Genomic DNA, 26,187 nt, shown 5'->3' with positions numbered 1-26,187 from the left:
AACTAGTATCAACTTTAAATGAAACCAGCATGAAAACTTTTTATGGAAGGAAGCGAAGCATGCGGGGAATGGAACCGTCGGGTCCGCCCCCGAAGTTCATCTCTCGTATGCGCATGATCGTTCGGTCGATCACCAGGAAACCGCAACGTATCAACGCGCGGTCCGCCCGGTGGGCGGCGGTAGCGTCATTACTCACCATCACGACCATCGCTTTTTCGGTGACCCGTCCTGCCCTGCTGCGTCCGGTGATCAACAGCCTGGAAGCCGCCATTTCTAAACCCCTGAAAAAACTGATGCCCGGGAAGGCAAAACCCTCGGGCGATCCAACCGCACCCGACCCGCACCGGACGATGGCGCCGCAGGGGGCATTTCCGTTGCAACGCGGAATGGCGCTGGTGAGCCGCCTGTCGAACCCGAATGCCGGCGCCCCCGGACAGGGTTCCGACAGGAACGGCTTCGTACTCGGCGTTTACGACGCCCGTAACCCGGCCGGCAATGGTGCCCCGGCAGCATTAGCTAACTGGAACGATGTTTCCAATACCATATTCCGCCATCCCGACTGGACCAATGCCAAAATGGGCGAAGTGTTCGGGATCGAAATCGACAACTCCGTACCGGCCACGCCTCAGGTATTCGTAGGTAGCACGGGAACATTCGTGGGTTATATCAATGGCTCGGCGGAATATGCCGGCCGGACGATCCCCGCGGTGGGGTCCGAGGGCGGTGACGTATTCCGCATCGATGGCAATACCGGGCTCGTTTCCACGATCACCAACGCGATTCCGAGCACCGGTTACCACACCTCGGGAGGCCGCGGCGCCACTGCGATGACGGTGCCGCTCAATACGACGGCCGGTCGTGTCAAATCCGTAGCGATTAATGCGGGGGGCTCCGGATATGCACTGTTCGACCCGCTCGTATTCACAGGCGGGGGCGGAACGGGAGCCGCCGGGTATGTAACGGTTACGGCCGGCGTTGTTACCGGCATTGTGCTGACCAACCAGGGTACCGGCTATGGCCCGGGGCCCGTTACTGTGAGCGTAACGTCCGTAGGTGGCGGAACAGGCTTCACCGGCACGGTAACGATGGGTTATCCTTTACAAACCGGCATTATCGTACCGACTTCCGGCGGTGCAAACTATCCTTTCCTTGGCGCCACGATCATGGGGGATGGCATCGGCGGCGGCGTAGCCACCGCGTTTGCGGGCGGATCACTTACCCAATACAACATCAACGCGGCCGGTCTGGACTACACTTATGCCCCTACCGTTACGATCAACAACCGGTACACCGGGGTCGGTAATGTGGGTTATAATTATGCAAAAAAGGTGGTTTACACCTCCTCGCTCGACAATGGAAACATCTATGCGATCGACGCGACTACGGGGACATTCCTGGGCACGCCCTTCGACCACCAACCCGGCATTGCAGACCCGTCGCTGGCCGTAACAGACCTGCGGCGCCTGGCGGTAGGTATGGCCTGGAATCCGAGGGATAACCGCCTTTACTTCTCCCGTCCGGACGCGGTAGGCTATACGACAGCCGGAACCAGTTACAATTTCACCCATAATGAAATTGTTTCCATCGGATTAAATGCGGACGGCTCGATCAACACGGCAGATGTGATCAAACAGGAGGTGCGCCTGCCGGTTACCGCCCTGCAACTCGATCAGCGTTCACTGATCACCGACATTGAATTCACTTCGGATGGTACTATTGCATTGCTGGGTGAAATGTCGACAGGTAACTCCGCATTCCGCTTCACCACATCCGAAAGCCGCTTTACCAAGGGGTCACATAATGCGATCGCAAGGGAATACCGCTTCGACGGCACGGCATGGAGCATGAACGAGGAGTACCACGTGGGGAATACTTACAGTGGCTACAACAATACCGGTGGTGCCGATTTCGGCTACGGGAACTCCGAAAACCCCGAAGCATATTACGATGCGGCCGTTCTGACCGGCGACTATATCGAAGGCTCCGGCGTGGTATATGGTATCCAGGTCAGCCCGCTTTCGCAGGGCAACTACCCGACCAATAGTCCGTTCAGTCATTATGTAATCGATGACAATACCCCCTTTCTCGGATTGTTTGTCGAAAAAACGGGGATTGGCGATGTCGACGTTTTCAGTGGGGTCGATTATCCTTCCCAGGACATTGTGCTGGCGCTGGGCGTCATTACCCAGCCAACCGACTGCGGTACTTCCAATGGTATCATTACGATTACGGGTGAGGGCCTTTTACCCAACACCCCCTACCCTGTTACATATGTGAAGGACGGTGGCGCACCGGTTTCGGTCAGCATCGTGAGCAACGCGTCGGGGATTATCGAGATCACCGGGCTACCGGCGGGGGCCTATACGGGTATACAGATCAACGACCCGCCCACATACACGAGTAACATACTCGCGACCACGCTCACATGCGTGACGCCGACGCCATTTACCTGTCAGGACATCACATCCTACCTGCTTAGAGACGACGATTCGCAACTGTATACTGTGGACCTCCGTACGGGCACCCAGACATTGCTTTTTGACGCTGCGACACTGGGCAACCGCGACCTTACGGCGCTTGGCTACAACCCGGTCGACAACTTCCTGTACGCATCCGTAAGCGGCACAAACGATATCGTACGAATCCATGCCAGTGGTGCAGTGCAGGTGATCGACATTCCGACTTTACCGGCTGATTCCTATGAAGCAGGCGATTTTGCTCCGGATGGCACTTTCTACCTGTATTCGGCATCGGCGACTACGATGTATAAAGTCAATGTATCGACGCTGGCCGTTACAACCATCAGCGTGTCGGCGGCCAATGCCCAGGATATTTCGATTACGCCCAACGGACAAAACATCCTGGCTATTTCCAACGGGAATGGTACGCTCGTGAACTGGCCAATTGCCGGGGGAACGGCCACAACCACCGATGTCGGCCAGAATGGGACAGCCCTGTCCGCGGCTACATTCATCGACGCAACCGGAGATCTGTTCCTGGTGAGTGCGGGCAGCGGCTCCGTTTACGAAGTTCCCGGACCTACTTACCCCGTACCCGGATCATTGACGAGATTGACGCCCAACCTGGCCACGCCATTGACCAATATCGACGGTGCCCGCTGCCCTTCATCGCTGGCAACCACAAACAGTCCGTTGAGCTGCGCTCCTAACCAGGCTTATCTGGTAGTGGGTGACGAAGGTTACAATGGCGCCAACTGCGGCGGCATGAATGCGCACACTGTACTGTCGACCTATGATATCATCACAGGCTCCACAACTACCAGTGCCCAGCTCTTGCAGGACTTCAATGGCCCGCGCACGACCATCAATAACCTGGGGTACAACCCGACCGATAACTATCTCTGGGGCTTCCGTTTCGGGACAAACCAGCTCGTCCGCATCGGGGCCGGAAACGTAACCGATCTTTTCGCCATCGAGGGCTTGCCGGATCAATGCCCTACCGGCACCCAGCAGGACCCCGAGAACAATTTCTTCCATGCAGGCGACGTGAGCCCGGACGGTATTATGTACCTGCTCAATGGTCAGAATGGTACCCAATTGTACCGCGTCGACATTAATCCCGCATCGCCCAATTACCTGAAACTGGTTACGCCCACGCTTTCATTGTCGTTGAGCCCGGGCGCAGGGACTTTGTCCGATGTACCGGATCTTGCGATCAACCCTGTGGACAACCAGCTGTATTCGGTTTCGGCCAACCAGAACCTGATCCGCATCGACGTGAACACGGGTACGGTGACCAATCTCGGCCCTTTGAGTGGCCTTGCACCGCTGGCCGGAGCAAACAGTTACGTCGCCCAATATTTCGACAATACAGGCAACATGTACATTCAAAGCTCCAATAGTGATGATTTGTACAAAATAGCGAATGTCGCCGGTGGCGGTCTTGCCGCTATCCTTTACGACGGCACTTCCGTGGCGATCGGCGGAGCAGGCGATGCAGCACGATGCGCGCTGGCACCCATTGGCGGAATTTCGATTTCGGGTAATGTGTTCAACGACCTAAACGGCAATGTAACCCTCGACGGCAGTCCCGAAGCAGGGACTGACGCCTCGTCGGCTTCGCTGACCGTATACCTGGTAGATGGCACAGGTAATGTGGTCGACGCGGCAGACATTGCCGCCGATGGCAGCTACAACTTCCCTGCCGCTCAGGAAAATACCGCTTACACCATCGTCCTCAGCAACACCGGCGGTGTAACTCCGGGAAGCCCGGCACCGGCTCCTTCCCTGCCCGATACCTGGATAAACACCGGAGAGCGATTCGGAGTTAACAACGGCGCAGGTACCGGAACGGAAACTGCCACGCCGGGAGTAATTGCCGTCACCACGGTCACTTCCGATATCTCAGGGGTCGATTTTGGTATCGAGCAAGGTCCTGAAACAGCCGTTAACCTGCAACCGTCGCAGTCCAATCCGGGCGGCACAACCAGCGTGACGGTTCCCGTACAGGCATTCGTGACGAGCAATGTGGGTGCTAATCCAAACACAGGCGATCCCACACCGGGAGCCGTAACCGGCATCGTTATCACGAGCTTCCCGACAAATGCTACCAGCATTACGATTGATGGAAATGCCTACACCAACGTAACCGACATCATCGACGACTATCCGCAAGGCATCCCGACCGATGCAACCGGCCAGCCGACGGTAACGATCGGGATTGACCCCGTCGACGGGGCTGTCAGCGTCGTAATCCCGATCGCGGCGATCGACGCGGCGGGCGTGCAGGATGCTACCCCCGGAAGCATTACGTTGCCATTCACAGTCGCAGCGACGGTGTCGCTCAGCGGAACGGTATTCAACGATGTCAACGGCCTCAACCCTACCCCGGCCAATACCGTGGACGGTACGCCGGTCCAGTCGCCATCGGGAACGCCGCTGCATGCGAACCTGTTTACCGAAGCCGGCGCGTTCATAGCCACGACGCCGGTCGATGCTTCGGGTAATTACATTTTCAATAATGTAACAGCTTCGACTACGTACCTGGTGACGATCAGCACCACGCCGGCTGCCAGCGGTTCTACGCCGGCAGGGTCTATCGGCTTGCCCGCCAACTGGGTCAACACTGGTGAAAATGTAGGGCTTACCGCCGGAAGCGACGGGACCGTCAATGGCATTTTGCAGGCTGTCGTAACAACGACCGATCTGTCGGATGTAAACTTTGGAATACAGCAAGTACCGGAATCGGACGACAAATCGGCACCGCTGGCCAGCCAGCCGTCGACCGACGCGCTCATTCCATTGGACGGCGGCCTCGCCCCTGCACTTACGGGCAGCGATCCCGAGGACAATACCACCGGTGGACCGCTTCACACCCGGACCATCCTGATTACCTCTCTGCCGACGAATGGCGAGCTCTGGTATGGCGGTACGCAAATCACCGTCGGCGACGACGGCGAGAACCCCGTATCTCCGACCAACCCATTCACCATTACAAACCTGGTATTGGCAGATCTTGAAATCAAACTGACCGGTAGCGGCTATACGAGTACCTCGTTCACCTACGCATACGTGGATAACGCAGGCTTCCCGGACCCTACCCCGGCAACTTACACCCTTACCTGGGAGAATCCGCTGCCGGTAACATTGGTATCGTTCACCGCCGCCAGAGAGGGTAATGTAACACAACTCGCATGGGCTACTTCCGAGGAATCCAACAGCGAATATTTCGAAGTACAACGTAGTTCCGACGGCAACGCCTGGACGTCGCTGGCACGCATAAACAGTGTCGGTGAGAGCACGCAGCTGCACAACTACACGTACACGGACGCGCAGCCACAGCCCGGACAGAACCTTTACCGGTTGAAAATGGTAGATCGCGCCACGGGCGGCAAGGATGGCAATTTTGCGTTCAGCGTAATCCGGTCCGTCGGTTTCGAAAGCGCGTTCAACGCTACATTGTCACCGAATCCGGTGTCGGATATGTTGAAAATAACTTCCGCAAACTGGTCATCGGTCAAAACGGTGAGAATTTTCGACGCGGCGGGCAGGCTCGTTTACGACTCGGGAAGCAAGCCGCAGCAGACGATCAGCATTCGCGGACTCGTGAGCGGCACGCACGTAGTGGTGATTGAGCAGACTGACGGAAAACTGCATTCGCAACGCATCATTGTGATGAGGTAAACGGAAAAATGTCCCGGAGCAAATCTCCGGGACATACAGTAGAAACTATGCACACACTATTTTATTACCCGGGTTTATTCAGAAGACTTATTTAACATGCCCCTCAGTTTACGGAAGAGCTGGTATTTGCTGCTGTTCCTCTCAATATCGGCAGCGGTCCTTTACGGATGGCCTTCCGATCGTACACACACCCGAAAAAGTGAGCCCGACAGCCTGCGCTACCGGGTCGGCGAAGCTCTTTTTTTTGACAAAAGACTTTCCATTACCAATACCAAAAGCTGCGCCAGCTGTCACAATCCCGAGCTGGCTTTTACGGATGGTTACCGCAAATCTCCGGGTGTATTTGCCGATCTCCACGCCCGGAATACACCAACACTGCTCAACATTTCCCGCCAGAATTATTTGAACTGGGCCAATCCCGGCATTACTTCGCTGACCGACCAGATGAATGGGCCGCTATTTGGTAACAAACCCATTGAAATGGGCCTCTCCCAAAGCGACACCGCGCTTCTGGCAAAACTTTCACGGGACCCGCTGTATGCCAGGTATTGCGCATCGCTACCCGATTCCGCCGGAAAGCGCCTCACCTGGGATGCGGTAAAATCCTTGTTGGCTTCGTACCTGCTCACGTTGAACAGTTTTTCGTCTCCATACGATCGTTACGCGGCCGGTCACAAAGACGCCATTTCCGCTTCCGCCAGGCGTGGCGAGCAACTGTTTTTCTCTAACAGCTACGGCTGTGCGCATTGCCACAGGCCACCGACATTCGGGGCGGATTCGACCATGCCCATGCAAGAGCAGTTTGCCAATATCGGACTTTACAATCATCAAAACGGCAATTATCCTTCCGATGACCAGGGCTTGTATGATGTTACAGGAAACGACACCGATAAAGGCAGGTTCAAAATACCTACTTTGAGAAACCTGCGATTTACGACGCCCTACTTCCATGACGGCAGCGCGGCAGATCTGAATGAAGCGTTAACCCTCTTTCAGAACGGCGGAAGAAACATTACCTATGGCGACTGGGCTGGCGATGGGCGGAAGAATCCGTTCAAAAGCCCTTGGATTAAACCCATTTCCATGAACTCCGAAGACAAACAGGCGCTGATCGACTTTTTGCAGAGTCTTAACGATACGATTACACATTCTCCCAAACGCATAGTATTACCTCATGAGGAAATTTCAGGTATGTTTTAATGGCATATTCATAGGGTTATCTGCCCTGATTGCATTGCTTTCTGCTTGCTCGGACACCAAAAAACGGGTCACATCCGCACCTGCGGACGCATACGCGCAGTCGGCCCAGCTGATCGAAGAAGGCGATTCTGCCGATGCGGTAATCAATGAATTAATTGAATATCAGAACCTGATCCGGAAAACATTGAAAGAACCTGTTCCCATTCTGCCTTTGCAACGGGTTTTGAGCGAGGAAGAAAAACAGGTGCAGAAGATCTGTATGCAGGACGGCACTTTTCTTCAATTTGTGAAGGACAGTACGGGAAAGGCGTATCGCAATGAAGTGTTCGGCATTTACCCGGCCCGCGAAAGCGACCTGACCACGGCGCACAAATCCATTCTCTCGCAAGGTCCCTGCTACCGGGTCGAGATGTATAATTTCGCCAAAAATATTACGACGATCGCGCTGGTATCCGTCCGGCAGGCACGTGTGTTCCAGGCGGCACATTATGTAGCCATGCAACCCGAATTACCTGCCCATTTGAAACAGCTGGCCATTAAACTGGCCGTCGCCAATGCCCGCGTCCGGAAAGCCCTGGGTGTGAAACCCGAGGAAAAAGATGCATTGATGGCCGACACCAAGACGGCATTGAACCAGAGCCGGTGCGAACGCAGCAAACACCTCTGTGTTGCCCCGACATTCGTCAAGGACCAAAAGGCATTGTGGACGATTGTCGACCTCACCGACCTCCGGATCGCAGGTTTGAGATGGACGAATCTGGGCGACACCCCTACCGTCACCACCACATTCGCTTCGGAACGCAGGGTACAGAACGAGGCCATTACCAATTGTTTTTGTAAAACCGAAACCCGCCTCCAGCGCAACGATTGGACCTTGAATTACATGATCACCAGCAACGACGGCCTTCGGATTTCCGACGTCGCTTTCAAAGGCAGAAAGGTACTCGATAATGCCAAACTGGTCGACTGGCACGTCAGTTACAGCAATACCGACGGCTTTGGTTACAGCGACGCCGTGGGTTGTCCCTATTTCAGCTCCGCGACGGTAGTGGCGGTGGAAGCGCCCAAAGTCGTCGAACTGACGGAACAGGGCAAGCGGGCAGGCTTTGCCATCGAACAGTATTACCGTAGTGAAGGCTGGCCTTCTCCCTGCAACTACGAGTATTTCCAGCGCTACGAATTTTACAACGATGGCCGGTTCAGGGTTGCCGCGGCAAACATCGGTCGCGGATGCGGGAACGACGGTACCTACCGGCCTGTCTTCCGGATCGCGCTAGCGGGCAAAAGCAATGCTATCTCCGAGTGGGACGGCAATGCCTTCCGGCCCGTTTCCAAAGAAGGCTGGCGGTTACAGGGGCCGGAGACCCGCTATACCAACGGTGCAATGCTCCGGATCGGAAGCGACAATGCTTCCATGCGCCTGGTACCCGGCAACGGACAGTTCGGCGACGGCGGCCGGGGAGATCACGCCTACATTTATTTTACAGTCGATAAACCCGGAGCCGACGAGGGAGCAAGTGACTTGCCGACGATCGGGCCATGCTGCAATATCGACTACCGCCAGGGGCCGGAGAAGTTCATCGAACCTCAGCCCGAACTGCTCGCCAACCGGCGTGTGGTCGTATGGTATGTTCCTCAAATGAAGAATGACGACACCAAAGGAAACGAGTATTGCTGGGCCAAAGCCCGGCTGGTCGACGGTGTTTATCAAACCGAAGCCTATCCGTGCATCGCAGGCCCGATGTTTATCCCCGAATGATCCTATGCTGCATAACATGAGACGATTTATAATTGTGATCGCAGCTGCAACGCTGTTGGGAAACGCCGGATGCCGGAAAAACGAGACGACGATCAATGAAACGGGCATTACCGTGATCGCCGAATGCAAAGGCGCGCCCGGATACCTCCCGCGTGCGGGATTCCTGCCCGGTAAACCATTTGGTTTCAGCGTGGCCGAAAAAGGGACGACCGGGCTTTCGCTGGTACAATTCCCCTCACCCGGAGTACCTTACAAGTCGTTCCGCCTGCCCGGATGGGATGCAGCCGGGCATCTCGGAGCGGTCGTCACGGATCGGCTGGGCAACAGCTACGTGATTCCCAGGCCTTTTATCAATACCCTGAAAAACGACCCCGGAAAGCAGAATACCATTTATAAAGTGGATAGTCAAACGGGAGAAATGTCCGCCTACATCACGCTCTCGTCCGAAAAACAGCCCCATTCGGGTAATCCTTACGGACTGATGGGCCTGGCTTACGATTGCGAAACCGACATCCTTTACGCGACTTCCGTCGCAGGCAGCGACGTGCGTGAGGAAGCGGGAAGCATTTACGCCATTTCAATCGGCAGCGGCCCCGAAGTCATCGCCACACTGGCAGGCATCGACGCGATGGGAATCGGATTATGCTACCTCGACGGCCAGAAGGCATTGTTCGTAGGACGCGCCCGATCCAGCGAAATATACAGCCTCACCCTCTCCCCCGACGGAGGATTCGAGGGCGAACCGGTCAAAACCCTCACGCTCGAAACACTGGGCGACCGCGGCGACGACAAACCCCGCAAGATCCGGTTCGACACCCGCGGCAATATGCTCGTCAGCGGCATCAGCTTCAACTTCAACCTGGCCAACTCAGCTGATAAAAAGGAGAATATTTACACGTTTGGATATGATGCTGCGGTGCGGCAGTGGAGGCTTTTGAATATCAGGAAGGGAGTTTTGTGAGGGGGCTTTGCTCCCACCCTGCGCCTGATCAGAGCTACCTCAACACTGCGTAAAAGCTATTTTCTAATTGGACTAAGTTGCTAAATTACTATTTGTCTATTTTTAATACGTCACGCCTCACCCACTTACTTTCTTAAATCACAGGTCTCTAACAACTAACAAAGCTTCTTCAAATTCATCTAAATCGGAATCATTTGCCCATACTTCACCATTCCTCATCGCATGAAACTTAACATTCATTCCAAAATCTGTTTCGCTAACTATTACTTCTAAAATAGCGTTAGTCGACAGCCCCTTCCATTCTTGAAACAACAGGCCCGTAAAAAGCAACGATTGAATCAAAAAATCATCTTCAATATAGTCATCGACATGAAAAGAATTCACAAAGCATTCAAATCCGGTTTTATCCTCAAATTCTCGTAACTTAATATGCCTATTATTTTCATACAAACTTTTTAGGATATAACAATCATCGACCACCACAAAACCACCAGAAATCAGTTCTACCAAACGATCATCAATAGAATTGCTTATCGTTAGCATTTGATTAACCAAATAAAACATTTTTCTATTTAATAAATTCATGGTCTAATATCCTAAATATTTAATCCTTTCTTCCAGTAGCACCTGGCAATAGGCGATAATTACCCCTTCCTACATATGAAAAGCCCTCAAATCCATCCATTAGGACACACTTTTAGGGCTTCTTGTTTTCTCGCTTTTTACACATTTTTACAAACGAACCGCATTTACGAGCTGTTTGAGCACTTTACGGGTGGAGTCGGCGCTTAGATAGACACATATCGCTTCGTATCCCACAAGGGGCTTGTATCGCTCGCATTCTCGTTCCAACGGACTGTTTCTACTTACTCATGTAGATTATGGTCTCTAAGATATGCTATTCCCAAATCGGTAACATAATAGCCCCACCAGTTTTGGGCATCTGGCTCGACAAATTCAGTATAACCTAAATATTGCTCATCCACAAGTTTTTCTATCGTCTGCCTAAATCGTTCGCCCTGATCCTCAATCATATAATCCCAATAATTTTGATCCATCCAAAATCTTAGAGTGCGATAACTCACCCTATTCTTTTTTGACAGCACTAGCGGCAAAATCCTTTCTATATCCATCTATTAATCTGACTTTCAGTAAAATTAACCATCTGCCGCTATTGCTGCCTCAATTGCATCCGGATGATATAATAAATTTTCATACCCCCTAACATACAACCCATATTCTTGTAATGTAGATCCATGTGCAGCGTCATACGCAACGGAGTTAAATCCATTTCCATTGACACAACCGTTTGAAGCACCGGAAATCCGCTCCTAAAGTATTTGCAAGTGACCGTTCGCCAAGTACTTTTAAAGAGTTTTCACCAGCACTTTGCAGCAAGTTCCGACCGCTCTTCGCTACGCCAAATTCACCGGTAGGATTTAATGCCTCCAAGCGAAAATTTAAAACCTTAGCCGGTTTTAAAGGGGTAGTGAAGCAGGAGCCAGGATCGCAAATTCAATTTGTACAGGAGAGACTGCGCCGGATGCCAATGTCTGACCATTGGGACCTGTTGGTGGCGCAACCCAATTAGTCTCCATTGCCCGCCTCCATTGTAAACCCAGCTCCCGGCCTCTTTATTACTTGCCGGGTATTGCCAAGGTGGTCTTTAAGATAATATTCGAATGAGTAATCATTGGTAGTTGCGCCGAAGGCAATCAATAGGCCCCAAATAACTATGTAACAAAGCTTTTGTCAATAATAACTTCTCGAAAAATCGAGAAAATATTTTTGGAGTTTTTCACTTAGAGCATCAGACACCAGTTTTCTGTCTATATTTTTACTTGTGTATAATATTTCAAGAACTCCAATTTTTAATATATTTATAACCTCCAAGTTACTGCTTTCCCCGATTTTATTTATAAAAGCAAATGAATTATTTACAATGTCGCTAGTAGGACTTTTCTCTATTTCACCGCTTAAAAATGAAGCAAATTCATTCATAAATAAATACACTTCACCGGGAAAGTTATTTTCAAATTTAAAAACACATCGACATTCAGGAACCATATTAAATAACAAATTCACTAAACTTTGGCTAATAAAATAATCAATCTTATTTAGTTCATCCATGTATTTTATTTTTAGTTTTTTCCACTTATAAGCAGTTCAATTAGATAAATGTTAAATAATTTCAAAAAATATTTTCAGTTACAAAGTACTTGCTTATTCGAGACCAAAACAACTATTTCAATTTTCTTTTTAATTAATTGTATTTAACATCGCAAAAACCGGCAAATTACTTCAAATCGAGGTGTGCCTGCTTACTGGTAAATCTACCTCAGTCGCAGGTTTCGTCCTCATGACCCATACAGCACCTATTTTAAGAAGGAGGCTACATTCGAAAAATGCCAATAAAGACGTCGATATATATTTAGTTCGGAGTTAAACTAACACCAGGGGATCGCGGTATGATGCGGCAGTGGCGGCTTTTGAATGTGCGGAAAGGGATTTTGTGAAGGGGGCTTTCTGAACCTTCTGCCGAACAACCCTGTCCGAAAACGGACGGTAAGTCTACCTGAAACAGCCCCAGGAGGCGCAGAACGCTGGTTTGAGGTTTGGCATAGTACTTTACTCAAAAACTGACAGGTTCCAACCGCTGCCGTTATGCTCCAAAACTACTTAAAGATCACCTGGCGTAATCTGACTCAGAACAAGACGCTGTCGTTTGTCAACATATCCGGCCTTTCCCTCGGGATAGCTTTCGCGATTCTGATCGGCATGTGGATTCAATATGAAACGAGCTATGATACGTTTCACAAAAATCTCAACCGGCTGGCCATGGTGCAGCGGCATCAGATGATCAATCACGAGAAAGTCACCGCGAGCGGCGTCATGCTGCCGCTCTACGACGAGTTGAAGGCAAACTATCCTCAGATAAAAAGCATAACAAGGTCGATCAGTACGGAGTCGGGCCTGGTCGCAGGGACCAACAAATTCAATAAAAAAGGGAATTACGTAGATCCCGATTTTCTGACCATGCTAAGCTTTCCGCTGGTGAAAGGGAATCCGGAAACTGCGCTGAATGATCCTAACTCGATCGTCCTGACAGAATCGCTCGCGAAGGCGCTTTTCGGCGCGGCCGACCCGATCGGAAAGATCGTCAAGGTCGATAATGCATACAATGCCCAGGTCACGGCTGTCGCAAAGGATGTTCCCAAAAACTCGTCGTTCTCCTTCGAATACCTCATTCCTTTCGAGTTTTTGGTGCGGAACAACCCGTACGTTCGGGACAATCGGACGAACTGGGGCAATAGTTTTCTTCAGACCATGGTCGAACTCAAAGAAGGCGTTTCGATGGATGCTTTTTCGAAGGAAATAAGCCCGTTGCTAGCCAATAAAGAGACGAAAATCAAGCCTCAGTTCCTGTTCCTTCACCCGATGGCGAAGTGGCGTTTGTTTGATGATTTTAAGAATTGGACAAGTGCGGGCGGGCGGATTGCTTACGTGCGGCTTTTTGGCATCATCGGTGGTTTCATTTTGCTGATCGCCTGCATCAATTTCATGAACCTGAGTACAGCCAGATCGGAAAAAAGGGCCAAAGAAGTCGGTGTCAGAAAAGCTATCGGCTCGTTGCGGAAGCAATTGATCGTTCAGTTTTTAACGGAATCGTTGTTCACCACGTTTCTGGCATTCCTCCTGGCGCTCGGTTTAATCTGGACATTACTCCCGTATTTGAAGAACATCGGTCTCGAAAACATCCGTTTCGATTTCAGCAACGTACAGTTATTGGCGGCAGTGTTTATGGTGTGTGTTGTCACCGGAATCGTTTCGGGAAGTTACCCGGCGCTGTATTTGTCCTCTTTTCTGCCTGTCAAGGTATTAAAGGGCCCCGGGCAACAGGCGGCCGGTGCCGTGAGTTTCCGAAAGGTTCTCGTCGTGTTCCAGTTTGTCATCTCTATCGGGTTGATCATTGGTACGGTCATTGTTTTTCAGCAGATAAATCATGCCAAAAACCGTTCCGTAGGCTATGACACGAACAATTTGATCACTTTGACTGCCACTAATGGCCTTCTGACCCATTACAACGCAGTGAAACAGCAACTTTTGAATTCAGGACACATACAGGCCGTGGCGAAGGTGTCGAGCCCCATGACCAGGGTGCAAAACGACTGGAACGGTTTCACCTGGGAAGGGAAAAATCCCAACGAATCTCCTTTGCTGGACCTTATTTTGACCGAATGGGATTATGAAAAAGCGGCTTCGCTGAAGTTTATAACCGGAAGGCCGTTTTCGCGTGAATTCGGAACTGATTCAAATGCTGTGATCCTCAACGAAACAGCCCTCAAACTGATGGGTTTCAAAGACCCGATCGGTAAGACCATCAGAGACGGCGACCGCGTGCTAAACATTGTCGGCGTCATTCAGGATGTTGTCATGCGCGATCCGTTCAAGCCCGTTCCGCCCGCAATCATCCAGTTTTCGCCGGATTATCATCAGGTGGTGCTGGTACGGTTGAAACAAGGCGATGATTTGAAAAAGACGCTCGCAACCGTCCGGCGAATCATTGAAAAATACGATCCGGCATCTCCTTTCGAATACAGTTTTGTCAATGAAGAATTTGACACCAAGTTTGCAACAGAAAATCAGGTGGCTACACTGACCGGTATTTTCGCCGGACTTGCCATCCTGATCTCCTGCCTGGGATTGTTCGGATTAACGATGTTTATGGCCGAACGCAGATCCAAGGAAATAAGTATCCGCAAAGTGCTGGGGGCCTCCGTTCTCAATTTATGGCTCATGCTCTCACGGGAATTTATATGGCTGGTAACGATCGCGTGCCTCATCGCCTCGCCGCTGGCCTGGTGGGCCATGAGCAGATGGCTTGAAAAGTACGACTACCGCATTGAAATTGGCTGGCCGGTCTTCGCGATCGCCGGAACGGCCGCTGTCGCCGTCGCCCTCGCTACAATCAGTACACAAGCCATCAATGCAGCCATCGCGAACCCGGTCGAGAGGTTAAAGGCCGAATAGAACCTTCTTCGACAGCCGGTAATGGATATACGATCCATTGCCGGCATGCTACGGCGTGATGATGCCTTATATAAAAATGCCTGATATTCAGAATCTTTATCCCCTAATTCGCAACGTTTTCAAAGACGGCATTGTCTGTACAATAGAGACATTTAAAGTTTTATTTGTCTTTTCCGGAGATTACTGGAATGTCATATCCATTCACATTTTCCCAGCTTGCTATGAAAACTTTTACGCTTGCAATTTGCCTTTTGTTTTCAGCGCTTGTTTCCTATGCTACCGTTCTTAAAAGCGGTTATCCAGGTAAAGTTATTAAAGCTTCCACCGCAGTCGGTCACCACAATTCCGGGGATGATGCCGGCGCCTTCAAGCTGTGCTTGGAGGCAGAAGATGCCGACGGCACAGGGCCGGTAAGTGAAGACCCCAACGCCTCAAACAGCAAAACGCGCGGGGAGCGTGACAACTGGGATTATTACGTTGATTATACGCCGAATGATGTCCCTGCCGGAAAATATCAGCTTACGATCCGTTATTATGCCGAATCTGATGCAACAGTGAATGTCGCGGTTAATGACGGCTCCACCTTCGCGGTTAATCTGCCGGCTTCACATTCCTGGAATATTGCCTGGGCAGAGCATACGATTGAGCTGACGCTCAATGAAGGGCATAACAAAATCCGCATCCAGGAGCAGTATGGTTATAACGTCCGGCAGGATAAAATCTGCCTGACCAAAGTCGGCGAGCCGGTAACGTGCAATTACTCGATAGGGACGATCGTCAGCAACAATCACCCTTCTTGCGGGCAGGGAGTGGGCGTAAGCGCTGATTGTTTCGGTGCCGGTTGCCTGGGCCTTAATTACAAATGGAGCGGGCCGGGCGTCGATATTTCCGGTACAAATGCAAACTATATAAACTTCTACGCCCCTTCCACCAACGGCACACATACCTATACCATGACCACATCCAAGCCAGGTTGTGCGGAAAGTGTCCGTGAATTTTCGATCACGGTTAGCGGTTGCACGAACGTGCCATTCACTGCCTGCGTGGAAGCGGAAAACTCGAATGGCAACGGGCCGGTTACCGGGGACCCCAATGCGTCGAACGGAAAAACCAGGGGTGCGGAAGATAACTGGGACCATTACGTAGAATATGCTGTGAACGGCGTACAAACAGCAGGCTTCTATGAACTGACGTTACGCTATTATGCGGCCGGAGACGGAGCGGTGGACATTATTGTCAACGAAACAGACTTGGTGCCCGTTGTCGGATTACCAGCCACGCATTCCTGGAATATCGTCTGGGGAGAGCGTACCGTGACTGTGCATCTGGCCGCGGGGGACAACAAAATCCGCGTTGCAGGGTTGCCGGGTTACAGCCCTGTTCGTCAGGATAAAATTTGTGTAGTTCCCAGCGACTACCCCGGTACGTCTCCGTCCTGCGACTTCAATGTTGAAGCCAAAGCCGTCAGGATATCGGAATCATGTCAGGACGCCGTCGCGATTTACCCGCTTTGCTCCGGTCCTGACTGCGAATCGGTTACTTATCGCTGGCGCGGCCACGGTATCGATGTGGAAGGAGAAATTGTGCGTCTGCCCCCTCCGGGAATGAATGGCACATTCGTCTATACCGTCACTGCCACCAAAAGTTTGTGTGTGCCCAAGACCGCCACAGTTGAATTTACCACCACCGGCTGCGACGCCGGCGAACCATTCAGCGCCTGTGTGGAAGCGGAGCACTCCGCCAGTAACGGCCCGGGTTCCGACGACCCTAATGCGTCGAACGGCCAAACCAGGGGAGCAGAAAACAACTACGATTATTACGTCGATTATGCGATCAACGATGTTCCGGTCTCAGGCACATACCCTGTGACACTGCGGTATTACGCGGCACAGAATGCCCGGGTAAACGTTAATGTGAACGACGTTTTTTCGGTGCCTTCGCTGTCACTCCCTGCCACCAACAGCTGGAATATCGTTTGGAGGGAAGAAACATTTCAAATCACTTTGTTAAAGGGGAACAATGTCGTTCGTATCCAGGGACTTCCCGGCGCGGCTTGCCGTCAGGACAGGCTTTGTGTACATCCTGCCGTTTCCAATATGCGAATGGCGGCGCCAGAGGGCATTGAAGCGCAAAATCAAGATCCGGCGCTACAAATCTTCCCTAACCCCGCACCAGGAGAATTCAAGGCCACATTCTATTTGAAAATCGGAGAACCTGGCACAATCCGGGTCACCGATGTCCAAGGCAAAATCTGGCATACACAGCATATCAAGGGCAAAGGCTCGCACGAAGAACGCATCAACCTCGGAAATGCGCCATCAGGCATCTACTTGCTGCAAGTGAAGAAGAACGATTCAGTGGAAACGAAAAAAATACTTGTCGTGCGATAGTTTTAAAACGCGTTATACGCAAAGCCCCTTCAAAAAGCCTGGCTTTTGGAGGGGCTTTATGATAATTGCATAAAACTTGCACCGACGACTTTCAACCCGTCGCGAAAGCGTTTCCAAACTCTGAAATATCTGAATTTCCCCTCTAATGGTGTTCCCATCATTTTTCCTTTTGCTGTCATTGTAACGATGGTAAGTGCGGTGTCTCCAATTATTTTAATCTCATCAATGATGGTTGAAGCGTCTTCAATAATCATTGTTTTTGCTTTATGTGAATCCAAGTCCATTTGTTTGGTCAGGACTTGTCCTGTCGGCGCAACTGCAATTAAATCATCGTGTAGCAGTTGGTCGAGCATGTCCACGTCGCTCACAAGTTGAGCCGAAAAAAGTTTGTTTTCAGCCTCAATAACTTCTTGGCTGGTAATTTCTATTTTTTCCATATTTCGATTTTCAGTTTTTTTCTTTGAAACTTTCTGTACCATTCCGGATCGTGGCAATTTGAATTCGGTACCACGATTCCACATCTCATAACAAAACCGTTTGAATCCATTTGGCATGGCATCGTTTTTCGCGAAACAAAAGTATAGCGGCTGATGAAAAATGGTTGTCGGTAAAACTTGAGATTTTATCTGATTTGCTGACCAGAATTTTGAGAATATCTGCACTTTTTGATTACATACGCACAAAAAGAAAACCCTGCAAATAAATCACTTGCAGGGTTTTAACATCTTTTGTCTATGTAGTCAGTACGCTAGGACTGGTCCCCGCTGTTCTGCTTCGGTTCGAAAAGCATCGCTGTACAAAAGCAGTTCTTGCAATTCTTGCTGAGCAATGCAGCGTGGTTCACACAGCTTTTACAACCCTCCCAAAACCTCGGGTCCTGTGTTATCTCAGCGTAAGAAACAGGTTCGAACCCAAGTTTAGAGTTCATTTTCATGACTGCGCTGCCAGTCGTAATGCTGAAAATTTTAGCGTCCGGGTAAAGAGTTCTTGAAAGGTCAAAGATCCGTTGTTTAATCTCCCAGGCCACGCCGCGCTTTCGATACGCCGGCGAGACGATTAGACCGGAGTTGGACACGTACCGGCCGTTCTCATATACTTCAATATAGGAAAACCCGACCCATTCATTGTCCTGATTAATGGCGATAACCGCCTTTCCTTCCCTGATCTTCTGAGCCAGTTGCGAAGGCTCCCTTTTTGAAATCCCGCAGCCCCGGGCAATAGCCGAGTCATACATTTCCTGACAAATTTGCTCGGCATAAACCAGGTCAGCCTCCGTGGCCAGCCGGTAGACGATTTGATCTTCCGCAGCTTTCTCCGGCTCGGTACCGGACACTTCAGTCGAGGTATTGCCGGTTTGGGGGCTTAGGAAAAGATTATAAAAGTCGGCAGGTACAAATGATCTCAACCGCTGCCTGCTCTGGTCACTCTCTGGCAAAAATCGCCTGAACGACTTGATAAAACTCAGTTTCGTAAACAGCCTGATCTTTGGATTTCCGTGGTGAAGCAACACTTGCGCAAGCGCGAAACATTTTTGCGAAAGTTTCAGGTCGTTTTGATCGACGGCCAATTTCGCAACGCAAAAAAGGCGCTCGATGGAGGGGCGGACTTCACCGGCTATGGTTTGATGAAGATTCTCTGAGCGAAAATGGGCAACCCTTCCAAACATCAACGGCAGCCCTTTACCTAAATAGTCCATTGTTTAGTAGTTAAATGTCAACCTTGATACTACAAAACAACGGCCCCAAAACACACCAAATCATAACACGCAATATATCAATCAAATACAGACACCTTCAATTAAAAAGCCACTTTACCGACCAGATCAAAATGATAAATTATCTCATTTTAGAAGGCCTGCCGCCGGCCTTCGTTTCAGGCATTTTCGGTCACTTCTGCCTCCGCCAGCTTGAAGAAGAAGGTACTCCCCGCACCCACCTCGCTTTCTAAGCCGATCGACCCGCCCTGTGCCTCGATAAATTCCTTGCTGATGGCAAGACCAAGTCCGGTTCCGGATTTCTGGCTGCCTGGCACCTGAAAATACCGGTTGAAAATCTTTTCCCGGTATTTTAAATCAATACCCTGTCCGGTGTCCTGTACCGAAAAGTTCACCATATGCTCATCCAGACCGATCAGGATAGCTATCTCTGCCCCTTCTGTCGAATAGCGGATAGCATTGGTCAAAAAGTTGATCAACACCCAGGCAGTTTTTTCCAGGTCAGCTCGAACAGCAGGTACACCTGGCTGAATATGCGCGATCAGGCTGATGCCCTTTTGCTCTGCCTGTAACCGCACGGCTTCCAAGGCATATTCACAGATCGTTTCCGGCTTTGCCGTCTGTATGTTCAATTGGATGTTACCGGTCTCCACCTGGGACATATTCAAAAGCTCGCCCGTAATTTTCAGCAGCCGCTCGCTATCATCCTTAATGGACTCGATCAGCTGTGCCTGCTCGGCATTGACTGTTCCGATGCTCGGCGATTGCAGCAGTTGGAGGCTGATCTTAATGGCAGAAATAGGTGTTTTAAGCTCATGGGAGACAGTCGCGATAAAGTTGGTCTTAGCCGAATCGAGCTCCTTGAATGGTGTGACGTTTTTCAGCAGGATAACCTTGCCAATGCAAACACGTTCTTTTTCTCCCGTCGGTACGATGCTGATATCGATCACCTCCTTCTCAAAATAGCTTTCCTTCTCGTCTGCATATATTTTCAGGGTATGGCCGTCTTTCAAAACCGCATCTTCCCCTGCTTTACCCTGCCCGGCAAGCGTCCTGACAAGGTCGTTTCTTTCAGAAAGCTCCTGCACCGAGCGCCCGATCATTTCGCTCATTGAAAGGCCTGTGATCTTGATCGCTTCCTGGTTGGCAAACAGGACGATACCTTTCTGGTCCAGCCCGATCACCGGCTCGTGCATATTGTTAATCAGCGCTTCGGTCCTTTTCTTTTCGATCAATAGCCGGGCCAGGTTGCTATCGTCATACTCTTCGAGCTTTTCGGCCATAGCATTAAAGGCCTGGCCAAGTTGTCCGAATTCATCCTTACGGTCAAAACGGACCCTGCGTGAATAGTTCTTGGCCGCGATCTGTTTGATGCTATCGCTGAGTTCCATGAGGGGATTGGCGATATTTCCAGGCAGGTTTACAAACAGGGTCAGCGCAATGATCGTGCAGGCCGTCGCGGTAAGCACAATCCAGAGGATAGCCGAGTTGACAGTCCCGTTGGCAACATCGTTTTTGGCCCTTATCGCCTCCATATTGATCTTGATCAGTCCCAAAATATCTTCGCGTAACAAAGCGGGCAGCGTGTCGGCATGTGCGCCCGCGCGCAGCAGATTAAAATGCCTTTTCACACGCTCGGTCGCCTGCTGCTCTCCGGGTTCTGTGATATTGCCGAATTGTTTTTGAAGATTTGTCTCGAAGGAAACCTTTGCCCGGGGTTCATCGATATGGTCCAGGGCAAGCATCATGTTCCGGGAATATTCCAGCGTATTGTAATTATCGGCAAGGATATTGGCCGTCTCGTCTTTGAGCTTGTACACGTTGCGCGAGGCCACCAGCGATTGCAGCACGATCAGCACAAACAGAAGCCCCAGGCCTAGTCTTAATTTTGGTTTAATACTCATTTTCTTAACAGGAAAGGCTCACGACAGAATGACAAGGTCAATGTCTGAGCTGGTTAGTTTTTTCAACAGGTTATTGAACAAGTTGGTCGCCAAAATCACCCTGATCAGGGTAATGTGCGGTTTTCCGATACAAATGGTGGTGACTTGCCGCTGCTCTGCGGTCTCGATGATGGCGCGGGAGACGTTCGAGCTGGAAACGCGGATGATTTCGGCCCCCATCTCAGTGGCCAGTTTGAAATTATTGATCAGGTGCCGCTGCTTGTCGAGCGGTATCCGGTCGCGGCTTTCGGCGGGCGTCTGCACGTACAAAAGCAGCCATTTGCTGTTGTAGTAACTGGCCAATCTTGCCGTTTTACGGATCACGTGTTTGGCGGTGACCTCATTGGAACTGATGCAGGCCAGGAATTTTTCCCTTCGCTGCGCGACCAGCTTCGGTACTTCGGTATCCACCTTACGCTCGACCTGGCTTGCCACCTCCTTCAACGCCAGCTCGCGCAATTGCAGAATATGGTCGGAGCGAAAGAAGTTGGTCAGCGCGGTCTGTATCTTATCCTGCCGGTAAATCCTTCCCTCCTTTAAACGGGTGATCAGTTCGTCGGCGGTAAGGTCAATGTTAACCACCTCGTCGGCCGCGGCCAGCACACTATCGGGAATGCGTTCCCGTACTTCCACACCGGTGATTTGCTTGACTTCCTCGTTCAGGCTTTCGATATGCTGAATGTTGACCGCACTGATCACATTGATACCGGCATCGAGGATTTCCATCACATCCTGCCAGCGCTTTTCGTTCTTGCTTCCTTCGATATTGGTGTGGGCCAGCTCGTCGACGATCACGATCTCCGGCCTCAAACTGATCACAGCAGGCATGTCGAGCTCCTCCAATTCCTTGCCTTTGTAAAAAAGCTTACGCCTTGGAATGACCGGCAAACCTTCGAGCAGATCATGCGTTTCCTTGCGGTTATGCGTCTCAATGAAGCCGATCTTGACATCTATCCCGTTTCTGAGCAGGGTATGCGCTTCTTGCAGCATGCGATAGGTTTTACCCACGCCGGCACTCATCCCGATGTATATTTTAAATTTTCCCCGCCGGGATTTTTTGATCAGGTCAAGGAAATGCTGGGCATTAGGGTTGGTCTCTGACATAGCTGAATTAAATGGAGGTTAGAAACAAAACAACCTTTCGGGTGTTTGCCCGAAAGGAATTTGATTATTAAGCTGTTGCTGGCAGTATTCTATGTTAATTTACTAAAATGAAACCGCGAGTGAGGTGGTTACGAAACTATTGTTCTTACTGGTCGGGCCGCTGCGCTCAGTAAAGATGGCATCCTTACTGCTCAGCGTACGCGCCTCGATTCTCCAGAGCACATTCTGCATGACGGCATAGTCCAGGTTGGCCGAAAATCCCCAGGTCTTGAAACCCTGTGGTGTCCCTGTGGCAATGATCACACCCTTTTCATCCTGAAAATATTCGCCTCTGGCCGCCACGTTGATTTTTGAAGTGGGTGAATACCGGACGATCATCACCGGCACCAGCCAGTGATTGGAACTGCTGCTACCTTTCTCTTTGCGCTCGGTACCATAGTCAAAACCGGCTGTTACGCCCCACTGCTCGCTCAGCTGGAAAATACCGTACACATTGTGATAATAACGCATCTGACGAACGCTGTCCGGCTTGTCGTTGCCTATGAACGTACTGTAATTGAGCGTTACCGCTGCCGATGGCTTGTAGGTAACCTGGGTACCTAATGCGGGTGTGGTATTGCCATCCACCCTTTGAATGCGCTGCCAGCCGTTCAGGTAGAGGGCAGCGAGGTACAACTTACCGTCGTCTGTCGTATAATTCAGCTTGGCGCCCGACTCGAAATAAGGCGAGTTTTCGGCGACCAGGCTCCGGGTCAATGCCCAGTTATCCTTGCCGATAGCGCTCTCAAATCCGATATGGGAAGGCATAATACCCGCATCCAGCCACAGGTTTGCCTTTTTGGCAAGCTTAATCCCGGCATTGGCCTCATAGATGTTGCGCAGCACGCCCGGCTCGGCGGCATAGTTGGCGTTCATATAGGTACCCACCGCAAGCGCGAGGTTAGCCCGCACGCGCTCACTCGTGTAAGCACCCTTGATAAAACCCAGGTTCAGGTTTACTTCCCCCGCGCGGTTGAAATTGTAAAGAAAAGACGGAGCCGTATTGTTCTTGGGACGATTAAAATCATGGTTGTAATAGGCTTCCAGGTACCCGCTTACGGTAAAGGACGGGGCAGTACCGGTAGAATCCTGGGCTTGCGCAGTCTGAAAAAAGGCCAGCACCGAGGCCATTAAGAGAAATTTTTTCATCGATTGGTATGGAATGGGTGGACCGGAAAACCTTGCGGCATTTCCGGCCACAGAATTGTCAAATGCTGCGAATGCCTGCCAGCAACAGCATTACTTGATCTGATCCAATGCCAGGTTCAGCTCCAATACATTCACGTGCGACGGACCGAACATCCCCAAAAACGGACCCTGGGTATGTTTTTCAATGAGGTCTACGACCGCGCTTTGAGAAACCCCGCGCACTTTGGCAATGCGCGCTGCCTGTACCTTTGCACCGGCCGGGGAAATGTCCGGGTCCAGGCCACTACCGCTGGCAGTGACCAGTTCAACGGGGACATCCTCTTTTTTCACGCCCGGATTGTGTACCAAAAACGTATCCAGACGTGCCTGAACGGTTTGCAGGTAATCCGGGTTAGATGGCCCTTTGTTACTACCGCCGCTACCAGCCGCATTGTAATCGACTGCCGACGGGCGCGAGTTGAAATACTTGTCATCGGTAAACTGCTGGCCGACGTTGGCATAATACTTCTTGCCGCCGGCTGTTATCACTTCTCCTTTTCCATTGTTGGGGGCAAGTTGGGCTATCGCCCAGACGATCGCAGGGTAAACCACACAGAAAAGAATAAGGGTGGCTACGGTAAGCCTGATTGCAGGCAACATATTTGTTTTCATTTTCTTGTATTCTTAATCTTTTAAGAAGACCGGTCCCGTTTGGACCGGCTTGACTATTAAATCCAGATGCTGACGACCAGGTCGATGAGCTTAATGCCTACGAACGGGATCAATACGCCGCCCAATCCGTAGATCAGCAGGTTCCTGCGCAGCAATGCACTTGCGCCGATGGGCGTATACTTCACGCCTTTGAGCGCCAGTGGAATCAGGATCGGGATGATCACCGCATTGAATATGATCGCTGAAAGAATTGCGCTTTCCGGGCTGTTCAGGTGCATGATATTCAGGCCTTGCAGCGCGGGAATGCTCGCGATGAACAGCGCCGGGATAATGGCGAAGTATTTGGCCACGTCATTGGCAATCGAGAAGGTGGTGAGCGTTCCGCGGGTCATTAAAAGCTGCTTGCCAATCTCGACGATTTCGATCAGCTTGGTCGGGTCGTTGTCCAGATCGACCATATTCCCCGCTTCTTTCGCTGCCTGTGTACCGCTGTTCATGGCCACGCCTACGTCAGCCTGCGCCAGGGCAGGCGCATCGTTGGTACCGTCGCCCATCATCGCAACCAGCCGGCCTCCCTCCTGTTCTTTTTTGATGTAATTCATTTTATCCTCAGGCTTAGCCTCGGCGATAAAATCGTCCACACCGGCTTTCTGCGCGATAAACCGGGCTGTGAGCGGGTTATCGCCGGTTACCATGACGGTTTTCACACCCATTTTCCGCAGGCGCTCGAAACGCTCGCTGATACCCGTTTTGATAATATCCTGCAACTCGATCACCCCGATCACCCGCTCATTTTCGGAAACCACCAGCGGCGTACCACCATTGTTGGAAATTTCCTTCACTTTCGATTCGATTTCCTCAGGGAAACGGTTGCCAGCACCTTCGGTCAGCTTCCGGATCGAATCAAAGGCCCCTTTTCTAATGCGGATGTCGTCGAAGTCCACCCCCGAGCTGCGGGTTTCTGCGGTGAACTGGATGAATGTAGGATTGTTCAGATTGTAGCTGGAAGGCGTCGCATGGGCCAGTTCGAGGATAGACTTACCTTCCGGTGTCTCGTCGGCAATCGAACTCAATGCGGCGGATTTGATAAAATGCGCTTCCGTAATGCCGCGTGCCGGGTAGAAGTTGGTTGCCTTACGGTTACCGATGGTGATGGTACCGGTTTTATCGAGCAATAACACGTCGACGTCACCTGCCGTTTCGACGGCTTTCCCGGATTTCGTAATCACATTGGCCCGTAGCGCACGGTCCATACCGGCAATACCGATGGCCGAAAGAAGCCCGCCGATCGTGGTTGGGATCAGACAAACAAAGAGCGAGATAAATGCCGCGATTGTGATCGGCGTATTGGCATAAGTCGCAAATGGCTGCAAGGTGGTACATACGATCACGAATACCAGGGTGAAGCCTGCCAAAAGGATCGTCAATGCGATCTCATTGGGCGTCTTCTGACGCGTTGCGCCTTCCACGAGCGCGATCATTTTATCGAGGAAGCTTTCGCCTGGTGCCGTGGTCACGCGGACCTTAATGCGGTCGGAAAGCACTTTTGTACCGCCGGTTACGCTGCTTTTATCGCCACCCGCTTCGCGGATAACTGGCGCGGATTCACCAGTGATCGCACTTTCATCGATTGTCGCAAGCCCTTCGATGATCTCGCCGTCCATAGGAATGTTGTCCCCGGCTTCGCAAATGAACACGTCGCCTTTTTTCATTTGAGCGGACATCACCTCGCGGGTGGCCACGTCAAATCCCTGGGCATTGTTCACGACCAGCCGGGCGAGTGTCTCCTCGCGCGTTTTGCGAAGGCTGTCGGCCTGGGCTTTACCCCTCGCTTCGGCGATTGCCTCTGCGAAATTGGCGAAAAGCAAGGTGGCAAAAAGGATCAGAAAAACGATAAAGTTATAGACAAAGGAGCCTTGCGCGTTTTCACCCGCCAAAATCCAGAGACTAACGATAAGCATTACAACCGTTCCGATTTCCACCGTGAACATCACCGGATTGCGGAACAACAGACGAGGATTCAGTTTAACGAACGATTGTTTTATCGCTTCGTTGACAAGCTCCTTTTGGAATAAGGATGCACTTTGATTTTTCATTTCAATA

Annotated in this window: 16 protein-coding genes; 6 read left to right on the top strand and 10 right to left on the bottom strand. The window is 51.1% G+C overall.

Translation table 11 applies throughout. The features are described from left to right. Window positions 1-29 precede the first annotated feature (29 nt). The 4 genes from BMW93_RS04810 (at window position 30) to BMW93_RS04795 (ending at window position 10,063) form a co-directional block, all read left to right on the top strand. Window positions 30-6,143, top strand: coding sequence for a DUF6923 family protein (locus BMW93_RS04810; protein WP_090374072.1), 6,114 nt, complete (start codon window positions 30-32; stop codon window positions 6,141-6,143). A gap of 96 nt (window positions 6,144-6,239) precedes the next feature. After that, window positions 6,240-7,343: a cytochrome-c peroxidase gene (locus tag BMW93_RS04805; RefSeq protein WP_090374071.1), complete on the top strand. Its 1,104-nt coding sequence runs from the start codon at window positions 6,240-6,242 to the stop codon at window positions 7,341-7,343. Beyond that, window positions 7,318-9,102 (top strand): hypothetical protein, encoded by a 1,785-nt coding sequence (locus tag BMW93_RS04800; protein ID WP_090374070.1) that lies wholly within the window; start codon window positions 7,318-7,320, stop codon window positions 9,100-9,102. The genes BMW93_RS04805 and BMW93_RS04800 overlap by 26 nt, the downstream gene beginning before the upstream one ends. Window positions 9,103-9,118: 16 nt before the next feature. Next, window positions 9,119-10,063, top strand: coding sequence for a hypothetical protein (locus BMW93_RS04795; protein WP_143061592.1), 945 nt, complete (start codon window positions 9,119-9,121; stop codon window positions 10,061-10,063). 138 nt (window positions 10,064-10,201) lie between these two features. Here BMW93_RS04795 and BMW93_RS04790 read toward each other — a convergent pair whose 3' ends face one another. The 3 genes from BMW93_RS04790 to BMW93_RS04780 all read right to left on the bottom strand — a co-directional run bounded on the left by BMW93_RS04790 (window position 10,202) and on the right by BMW93_RS04780 (window position 12,193). Further along, window positions 10,202-10,648 carry a hypothetical protein gene (locus BMW93_RS04790; protein WP_090374068.1) on the bottom strand — a complete coding sequence of 149 codons (447 nt, stop codon included), beginning with the start codon at window positions 10,646-10,648 and terminating at the stop codon, window positions 10,202-10,204. A 281-nt stretch (window positions 10,649-10,929) separates the two neighbouring features. Then, window positions 10,930-11,196: a hypothetical protein gene (locus BMW93_RS04785; protein WP_090374067.1), complete on the bottom strand. Its 267-nt coding sequence runs from the start codon at window positions 11,194-11,196 to the stop codon at window positions 10,930-10,932. Between the two features lie 619 nt (window positions 11,197-11,815). After that, entirely contained in the window at window positions 11,816-12,193 is a 378-nt protein-coding gene (locus BMW93_RS04780) for a hypothetical protein (protein ID WP_090374066.1), read from the bottom strand. A gap of 534 nt (window positions 12,194-12,727) precedes the next feature. Here BMW93_RS04780 and BMW93_RS04775 point away from each other — a divergent pair. After that, on the top strand, window positions 12,728-15,094 hold the full coding sequence (locus BMW93_RS04775) for an ABC transporter permease (protein ID WP_090374065.1): 2,367 nt from the start codon (window positions 12,728-12,730) through the stop codon (window positions 15,092-15,094). Window positions 15,095-15,315: 221 nt separating this feature from the next. After that, a complete protein-coding gene (locus tag BMW93_RS04770) occupies window positions 15,316-17,484 on the top strand; it encodes a T9SS type A sorting domain-containing protein (protein ID WP_177194006.1) in 2,169 nt (722 codons plus the stop codon). Between the two features lie 56 nt (window positions 17,485-17,540). On the opposite strand, the gene BMW93_RS04765 is transcribed toward BMW93_RS04770, so the two are convergent. From BMW93_RS04765 to kdpB, 7 genes are all read right to left on the bottom strand, one after another. Then, window positions 17,541-17,921: a nuclear transport factor 2 family protein gene (locus tag BMW93_RS04765; RefSeq protein ID WP_090374494.1), complete on the bottom strand. Its 381-nt coding sequence runs from the start codon at window positions 17,919-17,921 to the stop codon at window positions 17,541-17,543. A gap of 311 nt (window positions 17,922-18,232) precedes the next feature. Next, the gene (locus BMW93_RS35660) at window positions 18,233-19,180 is read right to left on the bottom strand and encodes a GNAT family N-acetyltransferase (protein WP_218147657.1); all 948 of its coding nucleotides are present in this window, start codon (window positions 19,178-19,180) and stop codon (window positions 18,233-18,235) included. Between the two features lie 176 nt (window positions 19,181-19,356). Beyond that, window positions 19,357-21,102 (bottom strand): ATP-binding protein, encoded by a 1,746-nt coding sequence (locus BMW93_RS04755; RefSeq protein ID WP_090374063.1) that lies wholly within the window; start codon window positions 21,100-21,102, stop codon window positions 19,357-19,359. Window positions 21,103-21,120: 18 nt separating this feature from the next. Continuing rightward, window positions 21,121-22,245 carry a histidine kinase gene (locus tag BMW93_RS04750; RefSeq protein WP_090374062.1) on the bottom strand — a complete coding sequence of 375 codons (1,125 nt, stop codon included), beginning with the start codon at window positions 22,243-22,245 and terminating at the stop codon, window positions 21,121-21,123. A 102-nt stretch (window positions 22,246-22,347) separates the two neighbouring features. After that, the gene (locus BMW93_RS04745; RefSeq protein WP_090374061.1) at window positions 22,348-23,433 is read right to left on the bottom strand and encodes a porin; all 1,086 of its coding nucleotides are present in this window, start codon (window positions 23,431-23,433) and stop codon (window positions 22,348-22,350) included. 90 nt (window positions 23,434-23,523) lie between these two features. Continuing rightward, window positions 23,524-24,084 (bottom strand): K(+)-transporting ATPase subunit C, encoded by a 561-nt coding sequence (locus BMW93_RS04740; protein WP_090374060.1) that lies wholly within the window; start codon window positions 24,082-24,084, stop codon window positions 23,524-23,526. 56 nt (window positions 24,085-24,140) lie between these two features. Further along, complete coding sequence (gene kdpB / locus BMW93_RS04735; RefSeq protein ID WP_090374059.1) at window positions 24,141-26,180, bottom strand: potassium-transporting ATPase subunit KdpB; 2,040 nt, start codon at window positions 26,178-26,180, stop codon at window positions 24,141-24,143. Window positions 26,181-26,187 lie beyond the last annotated feature (7 nt).

This window comes from Dyadobacter sp. SG02 (assembly GCF_900109045.1).
Taxonomy (GTDB): Bacteria; Bacteroidota; Bacteroidia; order Cytophagales; family Spirosomataceae; genus Dyadobacter.
Note: the sequence above shows the minus strand (reverse complement) of the source record. Positions and strands in the feature narration are given on the sequence as shown.

Coding starts and splice junctions, on each gene's coding strand:
- kdpB (WP_090374059.1), bottom strand. CDS start 26,180: ATGAAAAATCAAAGTGCATCCTTATTCCAAAAGGAGCTTGTCAACGAA.
- BMW93_RS04780 (WP_090374066.1), bottom strand. CDS start 12,193: ATGGATGAACTAAATAAGATTGATTATTTTATTAGCCAAAGTTTAGTG.
- BMW93_RS04750 (WP_090374062.1), bottom strand. CDS start 22,245: ATGTCAGAGACCAACCCTAATGCCCAGCATTTCCTTGACCTGATCAAA.
- BMW93_RS04770 (WP_177194006.1), top strand. CDS start 15,316: ATGAAAACTTTTACGCTTGCAATTTGCCTTTTGTTTTCAGCGCTTGTT.
- BMW93_RS04775 (WP_090374065.1), top strand. CDS start 12,728: ATGCTCCAAAACTACTTAAAGATCACCTGGCGTAATCTGACTCAGAAC.
- BMW93_RS04810 (WP_090374072.1), top strand. CDS start 30: ATGAAAACTTTTTATGGAAGGAAGCGAAGCATGCGGGGAATGGAACCG.
- BMW93_RS04755 (WP_090374063.1), bottom strand. CDS start 21,102: ATGAGTATTAAACCAAAATTAAGACTAGGCCTGGGGCTTCTGTTTGTG.
- BMW93_RS04745 (WP_090374061.1), bottom strand. CDS start 23,433: ATGAAAAAATTTCTCTTAATGGCCTCGGTGCTGGCCTTTTTTCAGACT.
- BMW93_RS04740 (WP_090374060.1), bottom strand. CDS start 24,084: ATGAAAACAAATATGTTGCCTGCAATCAGGCTTACCGTAGCCACCCTT.
- BMW93_RS04785 (WP_090374067.1), bottom strand. CDS start 11,196: ATGGATATAGAAAGGATTTTGCCGCTAGTGCTGTCAAAAAAGAATAGG.
- BMW93_RS04805 (WP_090374071.1), top strand. CDS start 6,240: ATGCCCCTCAGTTTACGGAAGAGCTGGTATTTGCTGCTGTTCCTCTCA.
- BMW93_RS04765 (WP_090374494.1), bottom strand. CDS start 17,921: ATGGAAAAAATAGAAATTACCAGCCAAGAAGTTATTGAGGCTGAAAAC.
- BMW93_RS04800 (WP_090374070.1), top strand. CDS start 7,318: ATGAGGAAATTTCAGGTATGTTTTAATGGCATATTCATAGGGTTATCT.
- BMW93_RS04795 (WP_143061592.1), top strand. CDS start 9,119: ATGAGACGATTTATAATTGTGATCGCAGCTGCAACGCTGTTGGGAAAC.
- BMW93_RS35660 (WP_218147657.1), bottom strand. CDS start 19,180: ATGGACTATTTAGGTAAAGGGCTGCCGTTGATGTTTGGAAGGGTTGCC.
- BMW93_RS04790 (WP_090374068.1), bottom strand. CDS start 10,648: ATGAATTTATTAAATAGAAAAATGTTTTATTTGGTTAATCAAATGCTA.